The sequence below is a fragment of the Ensifer adhaerens genome (assembly GCF_028993555.1).
GTDB classification, from domain to species: domain Bacteria; phylum Pseudomonadota; class Alphaproteobacteria; order Rhizobiales; family Rhizobiaceae; genus Ensifer; species Ensifer adhaerens_I.
In genome coordinates, this window is sequence record NZ_CP118611.1 from 515,100 (window position 1) to 537,151 (window position 22,052).

Annotated in this window: 21 protein-coding genes and 1 pseudogene; 14 read left to right on the forward strand and 8 right to left on the reverse strand. The window is 61.8% G+C overall.

The features are described 5' to 3' along the window. Window positions 1-82: 82 nt before the first annotated feature. Complete coding sequence (locus tag PWG15_RS22750; protein WP_275026273.1) at window positions 83-1,585, reverse strand: aldehyde dehydrogenase family protein; 1,503 nt, start codon at window positions 1,583-1,585, stop codon at window positions 83-85. 140 nt (window positions 1,586-1,725) lie between these two features. Between PWG15_RS22750 and PWG15_RS22755 the strand changes: the two genes are divergently transcribed. Beyond that, window positions 1,726-3,015 (forward strand): Zn-dependent hydrolase, encoded by a 1,290-nt coding sequence (locus PWG15_RS22755; protein WP_275026274.1) that lies wholly within the window; start codon window positions 1,726-1,728, stop codon window positions 3,013-3,015. A gap of 118 nt (window positions 3,016-3,133) precedes the next feature. Here the strand turns inward: PWG15_RS22755 and PWG15_RS22760 are convergent, their stop codons facing one another. Both PWG15_RS22760 and PWG15_RS22765 read right to left on the reverse strand, forming a co-directional pair. Further along, window positions 3,134-4,027 (reverse strand): SDR family oxidoreductase, encoded by an 894-nt coding sequence (locus tag PWG15_RS22760; RefSeq protein ID WP_275026275.1) that lies wholly within the window; start codon window positions 4,025-4,027, stop codon window positions 3,134-3,136. Window positions 4,028-4,076: 49 nt separating this feature from the next. Continuing rightward, the gene (locus tag PWG15_RS22765) at window positions 4,077-4,733 is read right to left on the reverse strand and encodes an O-methyltransferase (RefSeq protein WP_275026277.1); all 657 of its coding nucleotides are present in this window, start codon (window positions 4,731-4,733) and stop codon (window positions 4,077-4,079) included. 90 nt (window positions 4,734-4,823) lie between these two features. Here PWG15_RS22765 and PWG15_RS22770 point away from each other — a divergent pair, with 90 nt between their 5' ends. Next, complete coding sequence (locus PWG15_RS22770; protein ID WP_275026278.1) at window positions 4,824-5,465, forward strand: TetR/AcrR family transcriptional regulator; 642 nt, start codon at window positions 4,824-4,826, stop codon at window positions 5,463-5,465. Window positions 5,466-5,573: 108 nt separating this feature from the next. On the opposite strand, the gene PWG15_RS22775 is transcribed toward PWG15_RS22770, so the two are convergent. Beyond that, on the reverse strand, window positions 5,574-6,857 hold the full coding sequence (locus PWG15_RS22775; protein WP_425536805.1) for a peptidoglycan L,D-endopeptidase MepK: 1,284 nt from the start codon (window positions 6,855-6,857) through the stop codon (window positions 5,574-5,576). A 273-nt stretch (window positions 6,858-7,130) separates the two neighbouring features. Between PWG15_RS22775 and PWG15_RS22780 the strand changes: the two genes are divergently transcribed. Then, window positions 7,131-7,463, forward strand: coding sequence for a hypothetical protein (locus PWG15_RS22780; protein WP_275026279.1), 333 nt, complete (start codon window positions 7,131-7,133; stop codon window positions 7,461-7,463). 100 nt (window positions 7,464-7,563) lie between these two features. Here PWG15_RS22780 and PWG15_RS22785 read toward each other — a convergent pair whose 3' ends face one another. Continuing rightward, entirely contained in the window at window positions 7,564-7,812 is a 249-nt protein-coding gene (locus tag PWG15_RS22785) for a DUF982 domain-containing protein (RefSeq protein WP_275026280.1), read from the reverse strand. 207 nt (window positions 7,813-8,019) lie between these two features. On the opposite strand from PWG15_RS22785, the gene PWG15_RS22790 reads away from it, so the two are divergent. Further along, window positions 8,020-8,664, forward strand: a complete 645-nt coding sequence (locus PWG15_RS22790; protein ID WP_275026282.1) for a glutathione S-transferase family protein — start codon at window positions 8,020-8,022, stop codon at window positions 8,662-8,664. A 56-nt stretch (window positions 8,665-8,720) separates the two neighbouring features. Here the strand turns inward: PWG15_RS22790 and PWG15_RS22795 are convergent, their stop codons facing one another. Both PWG15_RS22795 and PWG15_RS22800 read right to left on the reverse strand, forming a co-directional pair. Further along, window positions 8,721-9,203, reverse strand: a complete 483-nt coding sequence (locus PWG15_RS22795; RefSeq protein WP_275026284.1) for an Lrp/AsnC family transcriptional regulator — start codon at window positions 9,201-9,203, stop codon at window positions 8,721-8,723. 35 nt (window positions 9,204-9,238) lie between these two features. Continuing rightward, window positions 9,239-9,841: an amino acid synthesis family protein gene (locus tag PWG15_RS22800; RefSeq protein WP_275026285.1), complete on the reverse strand. Its 603-nt coding sequence runs from the start codon at window positions 9,839-9,841 to the stop codon at window positions 9,239-9,241. Between the two features lie 269 nt (window positions 9,842-10,110). On the opposite strand from PWG15_RS22800, the gene PWG15_RS22805 reads away from it, so the two are divergent. The 10 genes and pseudogenes from PWG15_RS22805 to PWG15_RS22850 all read left to right on the forward strand — a co-directional run bounded on the left by PWG15_RS22805 (window position 10,111) and on the right by PWG15_RS22850 (window position 20,507). Further along, window positions 10,111-11,913: a helix-turn-helix domain-containing protein gene (locus tag PWG15_RS22805; RefSeq protein ID WP_275026286.1), complete on the forward strand. Its 1,803-nt coding sequence runs from the start codon at window positions 10,111-10,113 to the stop codon at window positions 11,911-11,913. Window positions 11,914-12,093: 180 nt separating this feature from the next. Next, entirely contained in the window at window positions 12,094-13,089 is a 996-nt protein-coding gene (locus PWG15_RS22810) for a flavin reductase (RefSeq protein WP_275026288.1), read from the forward strand. Window position 13,090: 1 nt separating this feature from the next. After that, window positions 13,091-14,605, forward strand: coding sequence for an aldehyde dehydrogenase (locus PWG15_RS22815; RefSeq protein WP_275026289.1), 1,515 nt, complete (start codon window positions 13,091-13,093; stop codon window positions 14,603-14,605). Window positions 14,606-14,639: 34 nt separating this feature from the next. Further along, window positions 14,640-15,716, forward strand: coding sequence for an LLM class flavin-dependent oxidoreductase (locus PWG15_RS22820; protein ID WP_275026290.1), 1,077 nt, complete (start codon window positions 14,640-14,642; stop codon window positions 15,714-15,716). 2 nt (window positions 15,717-15,718) lie between these two features. Next, the gene (locus PWG15_RS22825; protein WP_275026291.1) at window positions 15,719-16,528 is read left to right on the forward strand and encodes an alpha/beta fold hydrolase; all 810 of its coding nucleotides are present in this window, start codon (window positions 15,719-15,721) and stop codon (window positions 16,526-16,528) included. After that, window positions 16,521-16,910, forward strand: a complete 390-nt coding sequence (locus PWG15_RS22830) for a carboxymuconolactone decarboxylase family protein (protein WP_275026292.1) — start codon at window positions 16,521-16,523, stop codon at window positions 16,908-16,910. The genes PWG15_RS22825 and PWG15_RS22830 overlap by 8 nt, the downstream gene beginning before the upstream one ends. 138 nt (window positions 16,911-17,048) lie before the next feature. Beyond that, a complete protein-coding gene (locus tag PWG15_RS22835; RefSeq protein WP_275026294.1) occupies window positions 17,049-17,879 on the forward strand; it encodes a transporter substrate-binding domain-containing protein in 831 nt (276 codons plus the stop codon). 58 nt (window positions 17,880-17,937) lie between these two features. Continuing rightward, window positions 17,938-18,911 (forward strand): annotated as a pseudogene (locus PWG15_RS22840) (amino acid ABC transporter permease). Next, entirely contained in the window at window positions 18,908-19,651 is a 744-nt protein-coding gene (locus tag PWG15_RS22845) for an amino acid ABC transporter ATP-binding protein (RefSeq protein ID WP_275026295.1), read from the forward strand. The pseudogene PWG15_RS22840 and the gene PWG15_RS22845 overlap by 4 nt, the downstream one beginning before the upstream one ends. Before the next feature lie 325 nt (window positions 19,652-19,976). Beyond that, window positions 19,977-20,507 carry an isochorismatase family protein gene (locus PWG15_RS22850; RefSeq protein WP_275027168.1) on the forward strand — a complete coding sequence of 177 codons (531 nt, stop codon included), beginning with the start codon at window positions 19,977-19,979 and terminating at the stop codon, window positions 20,505-20,507. A 254-nt stretch (window positions 20,508-20,761) separates the two neighbouring features. On the opposite strand, the gene PWG15_RS22855 is transcribed toward PWG15_RS22850, so the two are convergent. Then, window positions 20,762-21,988, reverse strand: coding sequence for a bifunctional alpha/beta hydrolase/OsmC family protein (locus tag PWG15_RS22855; protein ID WP_275026297.1), 1,227 nt, complete (start codon window positions 21,986-21,988; stop codon window positions 20,762-20,764). Window positions 21,989-22,052 lie beyond the last annotated feature (64 nt).

Below are 22,052 nucleotides of genomic sequence, written 5' to 3' on the forward strand. Positions count from 1 at the left end.
AACTACCACGCCCGACATCCATGCAGGTGAACTCTCCCATTAATGTGGCGGACGCTTGTCGGTTGCTGTTAGTCGCCGGCGGTCAATCGAGCGTGACCCAGACCGACTTGGACTGGGTATTGTCGATCAAAGCCTGCAGACATTTGTCACGGCCGTGGCCGGAGAGTTTCCAGCCGCCCCAGGGCTGGCTCATGTCGCCGTTCATGTAGCCGTTGATCCAGACCATGCCGCATTCGAGATCGCGCGCGATACGGTGGGCTTTGCCGAGACTTGAGGTCCAGATGCCCGCGGCGAGACCATAGGGGCTGTCGTTGGCGATCCTCACCGCATCCTCGGCGCCATCGTGCGAAATGATCGCCCCGACCGGGCCGAAGATTTCTTCCTGGGCGATCTTCATGCGGTTGTCGACACCGGCAAAAAGCGTCGGCTCAACGAAGCATGCCCCGCCTGAAGTACGGTCGACCGGGCCGCCACCGATCACCGGTGTTGCACCGTCCCGTTGCGCGCCGTCAATGTAGTCGAACACACGGCCCTGGTGAACCTTGTTGACCAGCGGGCCCATTGTCGTGGTGGGGTCGAGCGGATCGCCCGGCCGGTACTTCCGCACGGCGTGGCCGGCGATCAGATCGCAGAATTCGTCGTGAATGCGCCGGTCGACCAGAATGCGTGATCCGGCCGAGCAGACCTCGCCCTGGTTGCCGAACAGCCCGTCCGCGATCTTTTCCGCAACGGACGAGAGATCCTCGACATCGGCAAGCACGATCTGCGGCGATTTTCCGCCGAGTTCGGCCGAGACCGCCTTGAGGTTCGTATCGGCAGCATAGCGATACATCTGCCGGCCGATCGCCGTCGAACCGGTGAAGGCGATCTTCTCCACCTGCATCGAGCGCGCCAACGCCTGTCCTGCCACAGCGCCGCGCCCCGGCACGACGTTGAACACGCCATCCGGTCCGCCCGCTTCCAAGAACAGTCGACCGAGCAAAAGCGCGCTCAGCGACGTGTCCTCGGCCGGTTTCAGGACGACGCTGTTTCCGGCGGCAAGCGCGGGCGCGATCTTCCAGACGGCCATCATCAGCGGATAGTTCCACGGCGTAATGCAGCCGACCACGCCGAGCGGCTGGCGCAGGATGTAGTGCAGCACGTCCGGATTGGTGACCGGGGCAGTACCTGCGATCTTGTCGATGCTTTCGGCCATGAAGCGCATGGTCAGCACTGCGCCCGGCACGTCGATGGCGCACATTTCAGCGATCGGCTTGCCCATTTCCATCGTATCGAGCACCGCCAGGATATCGCGGTTTTCGGCGATCAGCTCGGAGAAGCGGGTGAGAACGTTGATGCGCTGTCTGAGGCGCATGCGCGACCAGACGCCTTGCCGGAACCGCTTTGCCGCGACATCACAGGCCGTCTCGACATCGGCGGCGTTGCCGCAAGCGACGTTGGCGACGAGAGCGCCGGTTGCCGGATTGATCGACGCCAGCGTTTCACCGTCTCCGGCTGCTCGAAATTGCCCGTCGATCAGCATCCGCGTCTCGGGGCGCAGCGCTTCCGCAATGCGGTGCCATCGTCTGTCCGGTGTCGTATCCATGACCTGCCTCCTCGGGTGAGCTTTCAGTCCTTTGTAGCCAGCGGCCGAGCGGCCATCACAGTCCCCCACATGGGTGACTGGCGTGCGCCCGGACGTCCAGGGAAGTTGGCGTCGACAAAGAAATGCGCGAGGAGGGTGAGATGCGGCAGGATGTCGACGGAGAACGGTTGTGGAGGCGGCTGATGGCCATGGCCGAAGTCGGCGCCACGGCCGAGGGCGGCTCGTGCCGGCAGTCGCTTTCGGACGCGGACGAAGCCGGTCGCGCGTTGTTTCTTGCCTGGTGTGAAGCGCGCGGATACGAAATCCGCAAAGACCGGATCGGCAACCTCTTCATTCGCCGTCCCGGCCGCAATCGCGATGCATCACCGGTCCTGATCGGCAGTCATCTCGATACCCAGCCGACGGGGGGCCGCTTCGACGGCGTGCTCGGCGTGCTTGCCGGGCTCGAGGTGCTGGAGACGCTGGATGATGCGGCGGTGGAGACTGCCAGGCCGATCGATCTCTGCGTCTGGACCAATGAAGAGGGATGCCGCTTCCAGCCGGCGATGATGGGTTCGGGCGTTGCCTGTGGCGTGCTGGATCTGGAAAAAGCTTTGTCCGCCCGCGACGGTGCCGGGACAACGCTTGCCGACGAACTCGTACGGCTCGGATATGATCGCGAGGCGCCGCCAAGGCTCCCGGATTCCGATTGCTACATCGAACTTCACATCGAGCAGGGACCGATCCTGGAGGCAGAGGAAAAGACCGTCGGCGTTGTCACCGGGGGGCAAGGGATCCGCTGGTATGAAATATCGGTTCACGGCGAGGAAACTCATGCAGGCCCGGTGCCGATGGCGTTGCGCAAGGACCCCGTGCCCGTGCTCATGCATGTGATCGAGCTCGTGCAGGCAATCGGCCGGACCGACGAGGACGCGCGTTGCACGATCGGCCGGATCGACCTTTCACCGGGAGCGATCAATGTCGTTCCGGGACGCGCGGATATGACGGTCGACCTCAGGCATCCCAACGAAGCGGCGCTCGATAGGATGCATCGGCAACTGATGGACGGTTTGGAGGCGCTCCGTCAGAACCACAAGGAAACGGACATCGACGGGCACCTGACATGGCACTCACCGGTGGTCACCTTTGACGGCGTCTTGATCGAGGCGGTAAGAGCAAGCGCCAGGGCTCGCCAGTTGATGCATCGCGACATCGTTTCCGGCGCCGGGCATGATGCGTTCAATGTGGCGCGGCGGGTGCCGACCACGATGATCTTCGTACCGTGCCGCGAGGGGGTCAGCCACAATCCCCGAGAATATGCATCACCTTTCGATGTCACCGCCGGCGCGAACGTGCTCCTGGATGTGACACTGGCGCGTTCGTCTGCATCAACATCGTTGCCACTCCCGGAGCTCGCCCCGTGCAGCCGGCGGCTGGCTGCCGATGGATAGGGATCCCGGCAGCTTTCGCGTTCGCGTCTCTCTGAAAACCACCAGATGTTGGCGGCAAAGTTGCCGTGGACTGTGTGTTGTTAACACATGAACGCCGACGGTTGGTTTGTGTTGGCGATCATCGAGAATAATAACCCGGCCGATTGATGTCTGCGAGAAGGCCGGGACCGGCAGGCTGCCAGTCGAGCAATGTCCGGGTGCGTGCGCTGGAAGCGGCCATGTCGGCGCCTGCCATAGTGGCAAACCAGCCGAAGTGTTCACGCGGTCGCGCCTCGACAGGAAGGCTGAGCTGACGGCCGATTGCACTGGCGATTTCCTTGAACGGGACCGCCTCGTCGGCGACCGCGTGGTAGACCGCTTCCGTTACACCCTGCTCCAGGGCGAGCCGATAGAGGCGGGCGGCATCCAGCCTATGAACACCCGACCAGCAGTTTAATCCCTCGTCGATATAGGCCGAAACGCCAGTCTCGCGCGCCAGCTTCACCAGGACCGGAACAAAGCCGTAATCGCCGATCCCGTGAACCGACGGGGCAAGGCGCACGGTTGCCGCGCGCACGCACCGGGCGGCAAGCGCTCTTGCTGCCGCCTCCGACTTGCGCGGGCTGGCCGGGTTCGAAGGATCCGTTTCGGTGACGCCGCGCGGCAGGCCCGACAATCCGGACGTTACCAGCAGCAGCCGGCTCGATCCTTCGAGCGCATCACCGAGGATCTCGATCACGCGCTGGTCCTGCGCGGCACTTTCGAGGAATGTCGCGAAGCCATCGTTCCCGGCGGAATGAATGAAATCATGGTTGAAAGCGGTATGAACGACAGCATCTGCTGTCGACGCGGCTTCGCGCAGGATATCGAGCTCGTCGAGCGAACCCTGGATTATCTTTGCGCCGACGGCGACAAGATGCTCCGCTTTCTTCGTGGAGCGGACGAGGCCGGTGACGCGATGGCCGGCGCCCAAGAGGTCGTCCACGATCGCAGCGCCGACCCAGCCGGTCGCGCCTGTTACGAATACATGCATGGTGTTTCTCCGGTCTTCGAGCGGATCTTGAAGATGGGTGGCGAAAGAATTATCCGGCCCGCATGGACAGCTCGACATCCTCCCCGACCGGCACGGAGATGTAGCCCGAGGCGGCGGAGCGAACATGGGCAAGATAGTCGGGGCAATCGTCGGCGTTATCGGCGACAATCAATGCGCCTGGTTTCAGACGGTCTTCGACCAGATTCAGCACGTCGCGATAGAGGGCCTTGGCGCCATCGAGCAGCAGCAGATCGATCGTCTCGGGAAGATCGGTGCTCAAGGTCCTGAGCGCATCGCCTTCCCGGATTTCGACGAGGTCGATGAGGCCGCCGTCGGCCAGGTTTTGGCGTGCCCGTCCGATCTTGCCCGGTTCGAACTCGCTGGTGATCAATCGCCCGCCGCCATTGTCCCGCAGCGCGGCGGCAAGGTGGAGCGTGGAGATGCCGAAGGATGTGCCGAATTCCACGATCGATTTTGCGCCGCAGCTGCGAGCGAGCATGTAGAGCAGCGTGCCCGTTTCGCGCGACACCGGGAGCCAGAGATCCTTCAGTCGGCCATACAGATCGAGATATTCAGTCTTGCTGCGCAGGAGGCGTTCGCGCTCCTCGCGCGAAAGCGCGGCCATCGCCGGACTCGATGCCGCGCTGGCTTCTCTGAAGAGGCGAACGAGAAGTGGTGCGACAGGTTCTGTCATCAAGGTTGTCATAAAAAACTCCGTTGCAGGAATGCGACTTGTGTTGGAATTGAAAATACGAATAATTCGTCGCATTCGCTAATCGCATTGCCGAGCGCGCCAATGACGGATCGTCCAAGTGCCCGTATATCCTCAAGAAAACAGCCGAGGCAGGCTCGCTCGAACGAGCTTGTCCGCGCCATATTGCAGGCTGCTGTTCAGGTTTTGGCAGAGGAGGGCGCGCCGAGATTCACGACCGCGCGGGTGGCGGAAAAAGCCGGCGTGAGCATCGGATCGCTCTACCAGTATTTTCCCAACAAGGCCGCAATCCTGTTTCGATTGCAAAGCGACGAGTGGCGGCAGACCACGGATCTTCTGCGGGATATCCTCGAGGACCGCTCGCAACCGCCTCTTCTGCGGCTACGGACCCTGGTCCACGCCTTTGTCCGGTCCGAATGCGAAGAGGCGGCGGTCCGCGTCGCGCTTGATGACGCCGCCCCGCTCTACCGCGATGCACCCGAAGCTCGGGAGGCAAAGGAAGCGGGCGATCCGATCTTCGAAAATTTCATGCTGGAGGTGCTTCCGCACAGCACCGGTGCGGCCCGGCATCTGGCGGCCGATCTGATTGTCACGACGATGACCACTGTCGGTAAGGAGTTTTCAGAGACGCCGCGGAGTGAGGCCGAGATAGAGGCCTATGCCGGCGCCATGGCCGACATGTTCTGCGCCTACATCAGCAGCATGGCTGACGGAGCTAGATCGTAGCGTCAGAACGTCTCCGTGAAGTGGCCGGTGTGGCAGGCCAAGCCGGCCGATCGATTGACTGGAAGTCTGTTCGACTGCATGTCGCCAGGGCGCGCGACCGCGCTGCAATCAGCCGTCCGACCAGAAGCGTTCCTTGTCAAAGGCCTTTTTCTGTTCGCCGAGTTGGGAGCCATCCTGCGGCGCGCGCTTTGCATCCTCGGCGCTGGCCACCGAGAACCCGAGGGCTGCCGGAAGGATGAGCTGCTCAAGATCCTTGGCCGGCGCCAGCGCCCACTTGAGAAGCGTGGCGTCGCGAATGGCCCACTCCGTGCTTGTGGACGCAGCGCGCGTGAGGCTGGATTCGGTGGCGCTCGGCGCCCGCATCGTGCCCGTGCCAAGTGCGATCTTGAACGACGAGGACGGAACGAATTGAGAGGTGTTTACAGGGAGCGCGCGCTCGCTGGCGACCGCGCGAAGCGTCGGCAGCGGTACGGTGATGGAAGCAAGGTCGAAGAACGGCGGTTCCTCGACAGCCTGCTTGAGGGTCTGGCGTTCAAGGGCTTCTTCCCCGCGGCTTTTGCGCGTTGGGAGCATTGCGGTCAAAAGGGTGCTGTCGGAGGGGGCCGCAGTCTTGAACTTTGCAGGACCGGCACTGTTGGCTGCCACGATCGACGTTGACTTGACCCGTCGCTTGTAGTCGGCCATTGCCTGGTCATAGCCCGGCAAGGCTCCGCCACTGGCCGGAAGATGGAGTGTCTGCCCCTTCGGGAAAATGCGGGCCAGTTCCTGGCGTGACATCCGCGGCCAGGCGCGCACATTGCCGACATCGAGATGCACGAAGGGAGACCCGGAGGTCGGATAGTAGCCGACCCCTCCGACTTGCATCTGCATGGCGATCTCACGCAGTCGGGTGAGTTTCACGCCCGGGATGTAGAAGTCCATCGCCTTTCCCAGCATGTGCTGGCTGTTCTTGGCGACACCGGTACTGCGCGAGCGGCCGCGCAGCATGTTGTTGGTGGCGGGCGAGCGATAAGCGGAGACGATGTTGATGTAGTCCTTGGCTCCGGCGCGCTGGTAGACTTCCCAGACGAGGTCGAGAAGACGCGGGTCCATGCGGGCCGGCTCGTTCCTGCGCCAGTCGCGGAGAAAGCGATTGATCTGTGCGAGCCCTTTCGGGTCGTATTTTCCATCCCGCTTGAAGGTGATCGTCGCGCGCTCGCCGGTGTGGGTGAAGAACAGCTTTAATGATCGAACTTCCGCTGAAGACGCGGTTGTCGTGAAGGCCATGGTGGACGCAGCGATGGCGGCGATCGCGGTCACACGCCCAAACCATCGGGCAATGCGCTGAACGCCGTTGCTTGCGACGCCACGCGATACAGGCGCCGGATACGCGGTTACTGGATACTCAGACACGGCGGCTTCCGATTCATTCGAGGTACAATCCACCGGCTGCAACGACCGGCGGTTCGATGGAAATTATGGTCAATGAAGGATTAAGAACCCGTTGATGCTGCCCTCGCGAGGCTTGATGATGAAGAATTTCCGCGACCAACCGGCCCGATTGCCTCTGCTTTCGCTTGCCGAATCCGTCGGCCAGGGCAAGGCCACTTGTTTTCTCCGATCCATACGTTAGCTCATACTGAATGAAACGGTTGGACCGCGGTATCTGCGTAGCCTAGGTGTCCTATGAGAAGTACTTCAGACGTCGTTGCCGAACTCACCCAAGCCGCGCGTGAGGTTCACATGCTGACGGAGGGCGAAAAGCTTCGCCTCGTCGTTCGGGCCTATGTCGCGATCCAGGAGGGCTGGAAAATGCTCGGGCAGCCCGACCGGCTGAAAGAGTCGGCGGAAACCATGGATATCATCCGCGCCGGTGGGGTGCCGGTGCATCTCTACGATGACGAGATGCGGGCGATCCTCCAGGAGGCCGTCACGGTCATCAGGGAGATCGAGACCGCCATGGAAGCGAAAAACAATCCCGCGCCTGCATTCGGCAAGACCACGGAGCAAGGGTCGTAACGCGCGTCGCTACGGCTCAACACTATCGGTCGCGTGATCGGTCGCGCGCTTCATCGCCGCCCGCGCCCGGGACATTCGCGCGACCAAGTTGCCACCGATTTCAGCAAAGAAGGTCGTCGTCCGAGATAGGGAACGAAGATTCTATGGCCGCGCCAATGAAGGCTTTCCGCGACTGGCTAAGCTCGTCGCCGCGTTCAAGGGCCGCATGGCAGCGGTTTCTTGCTTGCTCGTAAAACCATCCGCCCTGCGGCATTTCGCTGAGATATTGCAGGGCATCCTGTGGTCCGTTGATGGTGCGCTCGCCATTCACACCAAGCCTGACGGGGTGATCCCAAATCATAGTTTGCATTTGCGTTGCCTCCGGTACGGCGCAGAACGCCTCGCCCGGAAATTTGTTCCTTGGTCAGGCAGAGAGTGCCACCACTTCAATCGTGATCGTTTCCGATCTCAGTGTCGGCTTCAGCTAATCCGGAGGCTGACGCTTCCAGGCACAACCTTGCGGGGAGGCGACCTAAATGCCACCGTATGCTGCCGTGCGCTGCGAGGAAAGATGATGATGGCCGATACACACGCACTCTACCGCCTCTACGGCGTTCCCGGCTGGGGTTCCGTTCTCGTCGAGGCGGCGCTGGTGCAAGCCCGATTACCCTACACGCTCGAAGATGTCTCAGGGTTCGATGGGCCCGGTCCGGTCCGGGACCGTTTTCTCACCGTCAATGCACTCGCCCAGGTGCCGGTGCTCATACTTCCCGATGGCACGGTCATGACGGAGAGCGCGGCCATTCTGCTTCATCTTGCGGAGACGCACCCGGAGGCCGGACTTGCGCCACCGGTCGGGGACCCGCTTCGTCCTGTCTTTCTTCGTCGACTGATCTGGCTCGTGACCGCGGTATATGGGACCTTCACCTATGCTGACTACCCGGAACGTTGGGCTCCGAGCGTGCCGGACGAGTTGCGTGGCCGGGTGCTTGGACGTCGCATGGACCTGTGGCGGCAATGGGAGGACGAGATTGCCCCCGCGCCGTGGGCGCTCGGAGGGCGTTTCTCTGCCCTTGATATCTGGATCGCGGCAATGACGCGCTGGCGGCCCGGGCGTAATTGGCTGGCGGAAACCTGCCCGAAGCTGCTCGGTATTGCGCAGCGTGTCGACGCCGATCCCGACCTTCGCGAGCTATGGACGCGCAACTTCGGCGCGATCTAGTTCTCAAGCAGATCCCGCCGGGGGCCCATGTCCTGCTGGTCCCGCGCCAGTCTTTGCTAATTCTCCTCCGCCATCAACAAGGACACGGGAAGCACCGCCTCTTCCTTGACGGTCTTGGTGACGATGTAGGTGAAGTAGCGCGCGATGCCGAGATCCCTGTCGAGAAGCGTGTCGATCAGGCGCTGATAGGCGTCGATATCGGCGGTGACAATTTTCAGGATGTAGTCGACGCCGCCGCCGACCGACCAGCAGTAGACGATTTCCGGAATATCACGGACTGCTCGTTCGAACCTGTCGAAGTCGGCTTGGCGGTGATTGGCCAGCGTCAGCTCAAGCATGATGCTGGCAACCGGCGCAATACGCCGCATGGAAATACGTGCGTGATAGCCGCTGATGATGCCGGCCTTTTCCAGTTTGCGCAGCCGAATCCAACAGGGCGTTGGAGAAAGCCCCACCGCTTCGGCGAGCGCAAGTTTGGTGATGCGTCCATCCCGCTGGATTGCATCGAGAATGCGCAGGTCGATCGCATCAAGCTTCATGGCAAACTCCCGCGCAAATCGTTTGTCTGCTCTTATCAAGCCTTGCTGAGCGATGCAGCCTTTTCCGCCTCCATCTCGGCGATGTCCTGGAAGCGGTCGGCGATGCGAGCATGGGCGCGGCCACTGTCGGAGGCGCCGATCGCGACGATGATCTCGTCAGGGCCGGGGCCGTCGGCGATCTGGAAATTGGCGGTGAGGAAATGTGAACGCTTGCCGCTCTCGCTCTTGTGCATCATCGGCAGCGACAGCAGCGCGCCCGGCGCGTTGCGGGTGTTGGAGAATTCCAGGTAATTGGTGCCACCGATCGCCTCGCGAAAGGGATTGCCGAAGCGAAGCGTGTGTATCATTGCCGAGGCATGTTCGATTTCGCCGGCGATGCCGACGGCGGCCGCCTTGCCGCAGGCCTCGATCCTGTCCGCCGCCATCTGGCGAAGCAGCCGGTCCGTCATTTCGTGGCTGAGCTCGCCGGTGATACGGATGATTTCCGGCCGCAGATCTTCGACAAAGCCGCGCCCCGCCCAGGGGTTCTGGATCACCGCCGCCACCACGACGATGTTGACGGGCCGCGGCGCCGTCTTGCCGCCCTCTACGAGGGTCTCTTCCAGGAAGGTGCAAATTTTTCTGATGCCGAGTGTCATTTGGATAGCCGCTGATCGTGGAAACTTGCGGCAACTTACCGGGGTGGTTGAAGATTTCTTCCTCTGTTTGGAGGAAGTGAACTTCGATGGTTCCTGCTAAAGCAAGCATGTCCACGCGATGGAGGCAAATCGCAATCGGGAAGTGACGACCTCGAATTGGCGATACTGCTTTTCATAGAAAGATTGACCCGTCGTTATCCATCGAAGCGGAGTAGACACGTCCGCTGTCCGCGCGCATGTTGGTTGATAGAAATCAAGAGGCCAGACAGTTGGATCAGAAATCCCGGATGTTGTCGCTCCGCGACATTGCGAGCCAGATCAACAGCGGCAGCGATCTTCAGACGGCGCTGCAGCAGCTCATCGCCGCTGCGTGCCGCCATGCGAACTGGGCCCTGGGGTCGATCATGGCCATCGACGCGGCGCATGGTTATGCCTATGTCGTCGTGCGTCATGATCCGACGCTGATCGAGCGGCAGTTGCCCGACAAGTGGGAGCTGGCGACCAGCCCCTCCCTGATCGCCTTGCAGCGCAACGAACCCGTTTACATCAGGGATGCGCGCGAGTCCGTCGAGTTCCCGGGCTACAGAAAAGAGGCTTTCGAGCGTGACTATCGCACAGTGCTCGTGATGCCGATGAACTGCCGGGATGCCGAGGGGCGCCCGATGGTTCTGAGCGTCATTGCCCGCGAGGTCGCCGAGGTGTCGGAAGACGATCTCGCCTTTCTCGGTACGATCATCCACCTCGGTGCCATCGCCGTCGAACGGGAACATCGCCTCGAAGCGGAGAAGCGGTCGGCGCAGCGGCTGGAGCGCGCCCTCAAGGCGCATACCTCGCTTCTAGAGCATGTGCTGAGCGACGGCTCGGTCGCACCGCTTTCGGCCATGGTCGGGAGGATGCTGCCGAATCCGACGGTGGTGGTTGATCTCACCGCCAATCAGGTAGTTGCCAGCCGGCCGCCGAACGCGCTCTACGACGAGGCCACTTGGCAGGAAGCGGCCTCCACTGTTCTTAGCCGGCCGCTGATGAAGGCCGCCCGAGAGGCTGTCGAGCGCGGGACGACCGATGCCGTCAACCTGTACCTCGACGACGGCAGGCAACGCTCCACGATAACGGCTCGTGTCGAAGCGCTGATGGTCGACAATCAACTGGTCGGGGCGCTCATCATCTTCCCGACGAACCGCGCGTTCAGCGATCTCGATCTCCTGATGCTCGACAGCGCGAAGTTTGCGCTGAGCGTGCAGATGATGCGAAGCTTCATCCGGTTTCGGTTCGAGACGCGGACGCAGACCGAACTTTTCTTCGAGATCGTGGAGGCGCGGTGGCGCAATGCCAGCGATGTCGCCCAGCGCGCCCAGCGGCTCGGCCTGAGTTTTTCCGCACCTCAACAGATGATCGTCGTCGATTTTCCGGACAAGACCAAGGCCTTCGGCGGTGCTTCCGTCGACGTGGAGCACACCCTGTCGCGTGTCATGCAGCAGGCATCCGTTCAGGCGAGCCTGATTGCGGTAGAGGGCGGCGTCGTCTGCCTCGTTCCCCACGATACGGGCAAGCGGCAGGAGCGCACGACAAAGCTCGCCCGTCGTATCGCCGAGGAACTCGGCCGCTACTTCGATGAGGCGCCGATCGTCGTCGCCAGCAATCGGTGTGCGGCCCTGTCGGACTATCCGCCTGCCTGGGAGCGCTGCGCCCGAATGATCCGCATCGGCCGCTCCTTTGGTCTGACCGGCGCGGTCTCGGCCCAGGATTTCGGCCCGCTGCCGATGCTGGTTGCCGCCTGCGAGGCCGGCGACGTGCGCGGCTTCGTGCACGAGAGTGTTGGGGCGATCGCCGATCACGATCGGGATAACGGAACCCCCTATCTCGAAACCTTGTCGATCTACTTGCAGGAGGGGTGTCGCAGCCAGGCGTGCGCCGACGCGATGGGCCTGCATGTGACGACGCTACGCTATCGGCTGGCGCGTATCCAGGAACTGTTCGGCGTGGACGTCGAAACGCCGGAAAAGCGCTTTGCCGTCGAACTCGCGATCCGCCTGCACGGCGTCATCGACAATCGCTCCAGTCTCCGCAGCTAGCATTTCTTCGCCCGCCGCGAGCCGTCTTGCGACCGCGTCGCCACCCCTTTTCGCGACCTTCAATCGCCTCCTAGGGTTCGATGCAGAAGTTCTTCTTCCACTCCTTCGAAGTGATGGAAGAACGGCTGCGGTGACGGCAGTAGCCTCCAATCAACCTGATGGTGAGGAGGCAAGAAGCGCATGGTTGAGACAGCAGCATCGACGGACGTGCCGATTGATCCGATTGCGCTTCGCCGCGCCTTCGGCACGTTCGTGACCGGTGTCACCGTCATCACCACACGCGATGACGATGGCACGCCACGTGGAATGACGGCGAACTCCTTCACCTCGGTTTCGCTCGATCCTCCGCTGCTTCTGGTCTGCGTTGCGAAGTCGGCTTCGAGCTATCCTGCCTTCACCAATGCCGGGTGCTTTGCGGTCAATATCCTCCATGAGGGACAGGTCGACGTCTCCGGAACCTTTGCCTCAAAGTCTCCGGACAAATTCCAGTCGGTAACTCACGATCACATTCACACGGGCGCGCCGGTCCTGACCGACAGCCTGACCTGGTTCGACTGCACGACTTACAGCACTGTTGATGCCGGCGATCATGCGATCCTGATCGGCCAGGTGAGGGCGTTTGGCACCAGTCCGACCGCGCCGCTCGGCTTCTGCCGCGGCCGCTATGCCAGCGTCAAAGACCCCTTGCCGAACGGCTGGCTCGCGTCGCATGGAATGATCATCGGTTATCTGATCGAAGCGGGTGACGGCCTGCTTCTGCGCTCGGACGGCAAGGGCGGCTGGGTTCTGCCGTCTGCCCGGCGACGCAAGGCGGACAGCCAGCTCGTCATCGACGGCGGCGATGCACTTCGGCTCGTCCCCGACGAGACCTTCCTCTACTCGGTCTTCGATGTCGCCGACAGCGACCCGGGCTACCTCGTCTATCGCGCCAGACTGGCGGGCGAAGGTGGCGTCGACACCAGGCTTCCGGCCGATCTGCGCTTCTTTCCGCTCGACGATCTTCCCGATGATGCGATCGCGACGCACGAACTGCGATCCATGTTGCGGCGCTATGTGCGCGAGAGGCAGGCCGGCCGCTTCGGCATCTACATGGATTCCGACGACGGCGGCCGTATCGCGATGATCGACGGCGAAGCCCGTACCTGGCTTCAGACTTCCCAAGACCAAGGACAATGATATGAAGACGACGGTCAGTTCCATCGAAGGTTCGCGCCAGCTCCTGTTCATCGGTGGGCAGTTCGTGCCGCCGAAGAACGGCAACTACATCGCCAGTTTCGACCCGACCACGGGCGAGCCCTGGTATCATTTCGCCGAAGCGGATGCGGATGATGTCGAGGCGGCAGTGGCCGCTGCCAATGCCGCCTTTCGCGATCCGGCCTGGCGCCGCATGACGCAGACCGATCGCGGCGCGCTGATGCGCCGGCTCGCCGAACTCGTTCGCGCCAACGCCGACACGCTCGCCGAAATCGAGACACGCGACAACGGCAAGCTGCTGAAGGAAACCCGGGCGCAGATGCGCTCCATGCCCGACAGCTACCACTATTTCGCCGGCATGGCCGACAAATTGCAGGGCGAGACGATCCCGATCAATCGTCTCGATACGCTGAACTTCAATCTGCGCGAACCCCTGGGCGTCGTCGGGATGATCACGCCGTGGAACTCGCCGCTGATGCTTCTGACCGGCACGCTGGCGCCTTGCCTTGCAATCGGCAATACGGTCGTCATCAAGCCCTCGGAACATGCGACCGCCTCGACCTTGGCGCTCGCGGAGCTGATCCACGAGGCGGGCTTTCCCGCCGGGGTCGTCAATGTAGTGACGGGCACCGGCCAGAGCGCCGGCGAGGCGCTGACCCGCCATCCCGGTGTGGCGAAATACGTCTTCACCGGCAGCACGGCCACGGGCCGCCGCATCGCCGGTAACGCCGCGCAGAACCTTGTTCCGTGCTCGATGGAACTCGGCGGCAAGTCGCCTCACGTCGTCTTTGGCGATGTCGACATCGAACATGCGGTCAACGGCGTCGTCTCCGGGGTCTTCGCAGCCGCTGGCCAGACTTGCGTTGCCGGCTCTCGCTGCTTCGTCGAGGAGCGCATCTACGATCGCTTCGTTGAGGCGCTCGTCGCCCGAACGCAACGCATCCGCGTCGGTCTCCCGACGGTCGAAGATACCGACATCGGTCCGCTGGCACTCGCCGATCAGCTCTCCAAGGTCGAATCCTACGTCGCCTCCGGCGTCAGGGAAGGGGCACGCATTGCGGCCGGCGGGCGGCGTCCGCAGCGGCAAGGGCTTTCGTCAGGGGGCTGGTATTTCGAGCCGACCGTGATGGTCGATGCGGAAAACGACATGACCTTCATGCGCGACGAACTCTTTGGCCCGGTGGTCGGCGTCATGCCGTTCCGCGACGAGGAAGAAATGATCCGGCTCGCCAACGACACGCGCTACGGCCTCGCCTCCGGCATCTGGACCAAGGACATCGACCGGGCATTGCGGTTCGCCAACCGGATCGATGCTGGGACCGTCTGGATCAACACCTACCGCTCCGCCTCGTTCATGTCCGCCAACGGCGGCTTCAAGGAAAGCGGCTACGGCCGGCGCGGCGGCTTCGAGGTCATGCACGAGTTCTCGCGGTTGAAGAACGTCATCGTCGACTACTCCGGCGCGATGCAGGACCCCTTCGTCATCCGTCTGAAATGACAGCAAAAGCACGGGCACAGGAAAGGCAGAAAACATGAAGTTCGCAGTTTCCCTCACGATGGAACGCTTCTCCCCCGATATTCCGATGGAGCAGGTGAAGAACAACCTGCTGCACCTTGCGCGGCTTGCCGACGAAGGCGGCTTCGAAACGCTGTGGACCGCCGAACATCACACGCTGGAATGCACGATCTCTCCCAATCCGTTCCAGACGCTGGTCTGGCTTGCTCAGCACACGGATCGCATCCGGCTCGGCACCTCTACCCTGGTTGCACCCTATTGGAACCCGATCAGGCTCGCCGGAGAGTCGGCGCTCTGCGATCACCTGACCAACGGGCGCCTGGAGTTCGGCATTGCACGCGGCTCCTACCAGTACGAGTTCGATCGCATGGCAGGCGGCATGCCTCAGCAGGAGGGCGTGGCCTACATGAAGGAAATCGTGCCGGCCGTGAAGAAGCTCTGGTCCGGTGACTATGCCCATGAGGGGCAATACTGGAACTTCCCGATCACGGCGGCCGTGCCGAAGCCGCTGCAGCAGCCTCACCCGCCGATCTGGGTGGCGGCGCGCGATCCCGGAACCTTCGACTGGGCGATCGCGAACGGCGCCAGCATCCTGTCGACACCGCTCTCCGCTCCGGAGGTCGAGATCCACGTGCTCGCCGAGAAGTTTCGCAAGGCGGTTGCCGATCATCCTGAAGTACGGCGTCCGCGCTTCATGATGCAGCGTCGCACCTGCGTCTACGACCGGCCGGATGGCTGGGAGCGCGCCGTCAAGCACAGCATGGACTACGGCCGCGCCTTCGAAAACCTCATGCAGAATATCGGGACCGTGCGCGAGGGGTTCCCCGAGGCAGTGCCCTATGAAGCGGTCAAGGGCAAAGACAACTACAATCCGGAAAACATCCGCAAGAACCTGATGTTCGGCACGCCGGACGAAGCGATCGAGAAGCTGCTGGTCTATGAGGCCGCCGGCGTAGACCAGTACTGCCTGGGCCTGACCTTCAATCTGCCGTTCGAACTGCAGAAGCGGACGCTGGAATTGTTCATCAGGGAAATCATGCCCTTCTTTGCAGCGCGAGAGAAGGAACAGAAGCGCGTTGCGGTGGGTGGCTGACGATGGCAGGGGCTCAGCACCATACCATTGGAGAGGTGACGCTCAACTATCGCATCGAAGGGGAAGGCGAACCGCTCGTCTGCATCCACGGCGTCGGCTCGTATCTCGAGGCATGGTCGGGCGTGGTCGAACGCCTGAAGGATCGGTTCACGATCCTGACATTCGACCTTCGCGGTCATGGCCGCTCCAGCCGAGTCAAGGGCCGCTACGAGATCGATGACTTCGTCAACGAGACGCTGGGCCTCGCCGACGCGGCGGGATTTCCGACCTTCCATCTCGCGGGCTTTTCGCTGGGCGGCCTGATCGCCCAGCGTCTCGCTCTGACCCATCTGGGTCGTCTGCGCAGGCTGGCGCTCTTGTCGACGGTTGCCGGTCGCACGCCGGCCGAGCGTGAGCGGGTTCTCGACCGCCTCGCGGCCCTCAGGGCCGGCACGCCTGCCGATCATCACAATGCCTCGCTGTCGCGCTGGCTGACGGAAGAGTTCCAGGAGAACAACCCGGAGGTAATCCAACGGCTCAGGGCGCGGGACGCCGAAAACGATCCCGATTGCTACGCGGCCGCCTATCGTGTGTTGGCGGAAACGGATTTCGGCGGCTTTCTCGACCAGATCCGCTGCCCGACCCTGATCGCTACCGGCGAAGACGATGCCGGCTCCAATCCGCGCATGGCGCGCTACATGCACGAGCGCATTCCCGGGTCCGAGCTTCGCATCCTGCCGGGCCTGCGCCACTCCATCCTCATCGAGGCGCCCGACGTCGTGGCAACGCTGATGGGCGAGTTTATGAGCCAGGGGGAGACGGTTGATGGATGAGGAACTGCGGGCAAGGGGAGAAACTATCAGGCGCCAGGTGCTCGGCGACGACTATGTCGATCGCGCAGTCGGCAACAGCGATGCCTTCTCGCGTCCCTTCCAGGATCTGTTGAACGAGTATTGCTGGGGGACCGCCTGGACGGACGAGGCCCTCGATCTGAAGAGCCGCAGCCTGCTGAACCTCGGAATGCTTGCAGCGCTCAACCGCATGCACGAATTCGGCATCCATTTCCGCGGGGCGATCCGCAACGGTTTGACGGATGACGAGCTTCGCGCAGCACTCGTCCAGATCGCGATCTATTGCGGCATTCCCGCGGGCGTCGAAGCCTTCCGTGTGGCGCGTAGCGTCCGCGACGAGATGGCTGAGAAAGGAGAGCGCTGACTTCCACGGTTTCTAGGAAAGGGCAGCGCCGCGCTACCTCGTATCGCCGGAAGACGGAAGGCGGGCTCAGAACTCAAGATCAACCCGATGGCAGGAAGAGGATCCTGTCAAAACCAGAACGACAAAGGGAACGACAGCATGAACACATTCGCAAAACTCACCGCGGCGGCATCGCTTGCCCTGTCGCTCGCGACCCTTCCCGCTCACGCCGGTGCCGTGCTCGACCACGTGCTCGATGCAAAGACGCTGAAGGTAGCGACCGACGCCAATTGGGCGCCGCAATCCTTCATGAACGAGAAGAACGAGATGGACGGCTTTGATGTCGACGTCGCCAAGGAACTCGCCAAGCGATTGGGTGTCGGCGTCGAGTTTGTCACTCCGGGTTGGGACATCATCACCGCCGGCAACTGGCAGGGTCGCTGGGACATGCATGTCGGCTCGATGACGCCGACCAAGGAGCGCGCCAAGGTCTTCGATTTCCCGGCCGTCTACTACTACACGCCGGCCGCCGTGGCCGTGCACAAGGATAGCCCTGTCGTCGGCCTGATCGATCTGGACGGCAAGGTTGTCGGTGCGACGGCGACGTCCACCTTCGAAGCCTATGCCAAACAGGATCTGACGCTCGATGCCGCTGGCGCGCCTGCCTTCGAATACACGTTCAAGCCGAAGGAGGTGAAATCCTACGCCAACTCGACGACCGCGTTTGATGATCTGCGCCTCGGCGACGGTGTCCGCCTCGATGCGGTTGTGTCGTCGCAGCCGAGCATCCGCGATGCGATCAAGGCCGGCTATCCGATCAAGCAGGTTGGCGAACCTGTCTTCTACGAGCCGCTGGCAGTCGCCATCGAACATGGCGACCAGGAACTGAGCGACAAGATCGCCGAAGCGATCAAGGCAATGCAGAGCGACGGCACGCTGAGCAAGCTTTCCGAGAAGTGGTACGGCGTCGACTACACCATCGTGAAGTAAGGCACCCATATCTGGCGGTCCGGGAGACCGGACCGCACGTTGTCCAAAGGGACCAAAGATGCTTTATCCGGATACAGTTGAGTCCGAAATACTCGTCCACAAGCCGTGGTTCGTGGCCAGTATTTTCGCCACCGTCCTCATTGCCTTCACGGCCTTCGGCCTGACCGGAACGACGATGGGCGAACTGATGCGGCCGGTGATCGGCGAGCCGCTCGAAAGCGGGTTCTACGGCCGCTTTGCGACCGCGTTCGTGGTGGCAGTGCTGTTCTGCCTCAACATTGTCCTGATCGGTTTTGCGAGCCTCAGGGTCCAGATCGCCGTCGTCTGGCTCGAGTTGCTCGCGCTGTTCCTCGCCTTCTTCCAGACCTTCAACCTCAGCCTGCCCTTTATCGAGGAGAAGTTGCCGTTCCTCATCACGCAAGGGTTGGTGACGACGGTCTACGTTTCGGCGATCTCGATCGTGATTGCCTCGGCGATCGCCATCCTCGGCGCCGTGGCCAAGCTATCGAGCAACGGCTTTGCCTATGCGATTGCCAGCTTCTACACGTCCTTCTTTCGCGGCCTGCCGCTCTTGATGCAGGTCTATCTGATCTATCTCGGCCTGCCGCAGCTAGGCTTCATCATCGACGCGGTGCCGGCCGGCATCCTGGCGCTTTCGCTCTGCTACGGGCATACATGACGGAGATCTTCCGCTCCGGCATCCAGAGCATCGACCGCGGCCAGTGGGAGGCATCGCGCTCCATCGGCTTCGGCTTCGGGCTGACGATGCGCAAGGTCATTCTGCCACAGGCGCTGCCGGTCATCATCCCGCCGACCGGCAACCAGTTCATCTCCATGCTGAAAGACAGCTCGCTGGTCTCCGTCATTGGTGTCTGGGAACTGATGTTTCTCGCCCGCACACTTGGCCAGAAGACATTCCAGCACATGGAAATGCTCATCTCCGCCGCGATGCTCTACTGGACCATGTCCATCGCTCTCGAGTTGATCCAGTCCCGCATTGAACGTCACTATGCCAGGAGCAAAGTCAGATGAATGCCGAGACCATCATCGACGTCAGAAACGTTTCCAAATGGTACGGCGCCTTCCAGGTGCTGACGGATATCAACCTGACGGTTCGCAAAGGCGAGCGCATCGTCATATGCGGCCCGTCCGGCTCCGGAAAATCCACGTTGATCCGTTGCTTCAATCGCCTGGAGGCACACCAGGAAGGTGAGATCGTTGTCAACGGCATCAACCTGCATACCAAGATGCGCAATGTCTCAGACGTGCGGCGCAATGTTGGAATGGTGTTCCAGCATTTCAACCTGTTTCCGCACATGACCGTGCTGATGAACTGCATGGTCGGGCCAATGTGGATCAATGGCGTCCCGGAAGCGGAGGCGCGGGCAAGAGCGCTCAATTTCCTGGAGCGGGTACGAATTCCGGAACAGGCCAACAAGTTCCCCGTCCAGCTTTCAGGTGGACAACAGCAGCGCGTCGCGATCGCGCGCTCGCTCTGCATGCAGCCGGCAGTGATGCTGTTTGACGAGCCGACATCCGCCCTCGACCCGGAGATGGTGTCGGAGGTTCTGGAAACCATGACGAGCCTGGCGAAGGACGGCATGACGATGGTCTGCGTCACGCACGAGATGGGGTTTGCCCGGGCGGTTGCCGACCGTGTGATCTTCATGAACTCCGGGCAGATCGTCGAGGAAGCAAACCCGGACGAGTTCTTTACCAATCCGCGGCACGAGCGGACGAAACTGTTCCTCAGCCAGATCCTGAAGCACTAGCAAGGCATCTCGTCGTCTTCAGGCTCCAAGATCGCCTCGGGGGCGCTTGGAGCATGGAAGAGCCGATCGCGCCGGGAGCCGACATCATCGATAATGGCCGGTCGCTGGCGCAGCCTGCTGGGGAGGACGTACGCTGCCGCCCAACCATGCTCGTCTTGCTGCGGACCGACCTGTCGTCGAATTCTGCAGCACCAACCTGATCGCCCGTTGCCGCGATTGACACGATCCGCCGTGTCGACTTTGAATGAGGCGAGGGCTGTTCGATGATTTGCGCGTTCGGCCAACTGGTTATGTCGAAGCGAGCGGGAGGGCTGCTGTGTCGTATATGGATGATTTGGACGTCGCCGATGCGGCTTTGTTGGTCATGCATTATCAGGCCGACGTCTTTTCGATCCTTGCAAACGAAATTCCAACGGATCTGCTCGACCGCACCAATTTACTGATTGGGCGGTGGCGTGAAACGGGGAACCCGACGATCTTCGCGAACTTCGCGATCGACTATGATACGCCCAGTGACAACAACATGTTGATCAGCAACATCATGAAGACAGGGTTCTTTCGTGACCCTGCGCCCGTCAATGGGCTTGATGTAGCCGAAAGCGACTGGCGATACGCATGTCCGCGCGCCAACGTATTTCATGGCACCACCTTGCACGAGGACCTGCAGGCGAAAGGCATCAAGACGTTGGTCATGGCCGGGATAGCAAGCAGCGGAGTCCTCTTCTCCAGCGTCGGGTGGTCAAGCGATGCAGACTACAAAGTCTACATCGTCCGTGACTGCTGCTTCGATCCCGACACCGTCGCGCATGACGCACTTTTCCGGACGAGTTTCGCCACCCGGGCTACGATAGTTTAGATCGCCGCTGATTTCGCCCTCAACCGATCGACCTCTGATGCAAGACGGTGAGCATGCCTGGCGTGATTGCCGCACGTGGGCCGAGAGCCGCCATGCGCTCCGGGGCTCTCCAAGTCGGGCATGCAAGACCGCCCTGCCATCGATGGCCGGTTGCAGGAACCTGCCGGAACGGCGAGACGCAATTCAAGCAGCGGATCGCCCGCGCAAAGCCTAGCGTGCGCGTTCGGGACCGGTGCGATGTGTGAGATTTGGGGTTATCTCACGGCCGTCTTTATCGTGGCTATCCCTTCCAGTGTTCGATGAACTGGGCACTTGTCGGCAATTTCGGAGATCTTGGCGCGAAGTTCGTCCGAAACCTCGCTGGCGACTGATATGACCCGCTCGAATCGGTCGATCTTTCCGCTTTCGGCGCGTTCGGATGCAGCGCATTCTTCGCAATCTCTTGCGTGAACCTTGGAATGCGAGACTTCCACCTTGATGCGCCCCAGCGCCAGTTTCTTGTGGTCGGCGTAAAGGCGCAGCGTCATCGAAGTGCACGCAGCGAGCCCGATCGCGAGAAAGTCATAAGGCGATGGACCGGAATTCAGCCCGCCCGCGCTTTGTGGCTCGTCGGCAAAAAGGCGGTGGCTGCCGGCTTGGACCAAGTTCTGAAATTTGCCTTCCCCCGTTTCCATCACGCGAACCTGTTCCGTCGGCCCCGTGCCCTGTTGCGGGTCCGCCACGAGATAGCGGCCCAGCCATTCGGCAATGATCCGGGCAGCGAAGGCGGCGTCGGCAGGATTGGTTAGCAGATGGTCAGCCTTGTCCAGGGAGACAAAGCTCTTGGGGTGTTTTGCCGCGTGGAAGATATCGCTCGCATTCTCGATACCGACCGTCTGATCCAACGGCGCATGAAGAACGAGAAGGGGCTTCTTCAGCTTTGCGACGGCATCGAGGATACGATGCGCGCGGGCGTCTTCGACGAATTGTCTTCTGATCAGGAATTTGCGTCCGGCAAGATCGACCTTGGCGCTACCGCGATCCTCGATCTCCTCGAGGCTGGCCCCGAGGTTTTTCAGCACATGGCCGACATCGGCGGGTGCGCCGATCGTCGCCACCGCGCGGACCTCGGGAATGTGCCCGGCAACCGCGAGAACTGCGGCACCGCCGAGGGAATGGCCGATCAACAGTGACGGCGCCTCGAAGTGTCGGCGCAGATAATCTGCAGCCGAAAGCAGGTCGGCAATGTTGGAGGAGAAATTGGTTGAGGCGAACTCACCCTCGCTCGACCCCAAGCCCGTAAAATCAAAACGAAGGACCGCGATCCCTTCACGCGCAAGTTCAGCCGCGACGTGACGCACCGCGGCCAAATCCTTGGAACAGGTGAAGCAGTGGGCGAAAATCGCGTAGGCCCGCACGCGACCGTTGGGAAGGTCGAGGCGCGCGCCGAGGGTCGCGCCGGAATGGCCCGCAAATTCAAGTCGTTGAGTGTTGAAATTCATGGCGATGCTCCTTTGAGGAGAACAAGCATTTGCCTTGGATTTTCAGTGGCGTCGCGCGCGGCGC